The 2309-nt window shown below is 74.8% G+C and carries 2 protein-coding genes; both read right to left on the minus strand.

Annotated elements, in window-relative coordinates; all coding sequences use genetic code 11:
- A partial coding sequence (locus tag ACTIR_RS23100; RefSeq protein ID WP_034239719.1) for a UDP-N-acetylmuramoyl-tripeptide--D-alanyl-D-alanine ligase occupies positions 1-988 on the minus strand: 988 nt, incomplete at its 3' end.
- Positions 985-2309: UDP-N-acetylmuramoyl-L-alanyl-D-glutamate--2,6-diaminopimelate ligase (locus ACTIR_RS23105; protein ID WP_065388578.1), on the minus strand; the 1325-nt coding region annotated here is incomplete at its 5' end. The genes ACTIR_RS23100 and ACTIR_RS23105, both read right to left, overlap by 4 nt.

Here is a 2309-nt window from a genome sequence, read left to right on the forward strand (position 1 = left end):
AGCCCAGCTCCAGCGCGACCGCCGCGGCGGCGAGCGCGTTGGCGACGTGGTGCTCACCCACCAGGGACAGCCGCACCTCGGCCCGCTCGCCGCCCGCCACGAGGTCGAAGGTGGCCCGGGCGTGCTCGTCCAGCCGTACCCGCTCGGCGCGCACCGTGGCGTCCGGGCCCTCGCCGAACCCGACCACGCGGGCGCGAGTCCGCCCGGCCATCGCCGCCACGAGCGGGTCGTCGACGTTGAGTACCGCGACGCCGTCCTCCGGCAGCGCCTCCACCAGTTCGCCCTTCGTGCGGGCGATCCCCTCCCGGGAGCCGAACTCGCCGACGTGTGCGCTGCCGACGTTGAGCACCACCCCGATCCGGGGCGGCGCCACGGCGGCCAGCTCGGCGATGTGCCCGGGCCCGCGGGCCGAGAGTTCGAGGACGAGATGGCGGGTGTCGGCGTCGGCACGCAGCGCCGTCCACGGATGCCCCAGCTCGTTGTTGAACGAGCCGGGCGGGGCGACGGTGGGGCCTCTCGGTTCGAGCACCTGGGCGATCAGGTCCTTGGTGGAGGTCTTGCCGGACGAGCCCGTCACCCCCACCACGTGCAGCCCCGTCCGGGACCGCTCCGTCCGGGACAGTTCGGTCACCACGTGCCGGGCCAACGCGCCGAGCGCCGCGAGCACCGCCGCGCCCGAACCGTCGGTGTCCCCGGTCAGCGCGACGGACCGCTCGTGCGCCGTCCCCGACGGCGGTGCCGGGACGAGCACCGCGGGCGCCTCCACCTCGCGGGCGGCGAGCACCCCCACCGCACCGCCCTCGCTGACGGCCGTCGCGGCGTAGGCGTGCCCGTCCACCCGTTCGCCCGGCAGGGCGACGAACAGGCTCCCCGCGGTGAGCCTGCGGGAGTCGAACTCGACCGTGCCGGTCACGCGCTCGCTGCCGTCGGCGCGGTGCAGGCGGCCGCCCACCACCCGCGCGATCTCCGCGAGTGTCATCTCGATCATTCGGTTCCTCCGTCGCCCCTCCGGCGGATCGCGGCCGCCAGCTCGCCGGTGTCCGAGAAGGGGTGCACCACCCCCGCGATCTCCTGCCCGGTCTCGTGTCCCTTGCCCGCCACGAGCACCACGTCACCCGGCCGGGCGCGGTCGACGGCGGCGGTGATGGCCTCCCGCCGGTCGCCGATCTCGCACACCTCGCCGCCCCGGCTCGGGCCGACGGCGCGGGCGCCGGCGAGCATGGCCTCCCGGATCGCCGCCGGGTCCTCACTGCGGGGGTTGTCGTCGGTGATGATGACCAGGTCGCTCCCGCGCGCCGCGGCCTCACCCATCACCGGACGTTTCGCCGTGTCCCGGTCGCCCCCGCACCCGAGGACCGTGATGATCCGGCCGTCCGCGCGGGCGCGCAGGGCCCGCAGCGCCTGGGTGACGGCGGCCGGTTTGTGCGCGTAGTCCACCACGGCGGTGAACGGCTGTCCCACGGACACCCGCTCCATCCGGCCCGGCACCTCGACCGTGGCCAGTCCGGTGACGATGTCCGGCAGGGACACCCCCACACTGTCCAGCACCGCAGCCGCGAGGACCGCGTTGGCGACGTTGAACTCCCCCGGCAGCGGCAGCGTGGCCTTCGCGCTGCGCCCGTCCGGCCCGTGCAGCACGAACGCCTGCTCGCCGGTGGGGGTGAGGGTGATCCCGTCCGCGCGCCAGGAGGCGTCGACGCCCGGTTCGGTGGCCACCGTGACCGTGGCCGGGGTCACCAGTGCCTGGCCCCACGCGGTGTCGGCCACCACGACCTCCTGCGTGGAGCGCCCGTCGAACAGCAACGACTTCGCGGCGAAGTAGTCCTCCATGTCGCGGTGGAAGTCGAGATGTTCCGGTGAGAGGTTGGTGAAGGCGCCGACGGTGAACCGGGTGCCGTTCACCCGGCCCAGCGCCAGCGCGTGGCTGGAGACCTCCATCGCCACATGCGTGACCCCCTGCTCCACCATGATCGCGAACAACGCCTGCAGATCGGGGGCTTCGGGGGTGGTGAAGGCACTGGCCAGCCGCTCCGCGCCGAGCCGGGTCTCGACGGTACCGACGAGGCCGGTGTGGTGCCCGGCGGCGCGCAGTCCGGACTCGACGAGGTAGGCCGTGGTGGTCTTGCCCGACGTCCCGGTCACCCCGAGCACCGACAACCGCAGCGACGGCTCACCGTAGATCCACGCCGCCACGGACCCGAGGATCCCGCGCGGGTCGTCGTGCACCAGCACCGGCAGCCCGGCGTCGCGCACGGCGGGCCGGTCCGCCCCGTCCGCGTCGGTGAGCACGGCGACCGCACCGGCGGTCA

This window comes from Saccharomonospora iraqiensis subsp. iraqiensis (assembly GCF_000430445.1).
Lineage (GTDB): Bacteria > Actinomycetota > Actinomycetes > Mycobacteriales > Pseudonocardiaceae > Saccharomonospora > Saccharomonospora iraqiensis.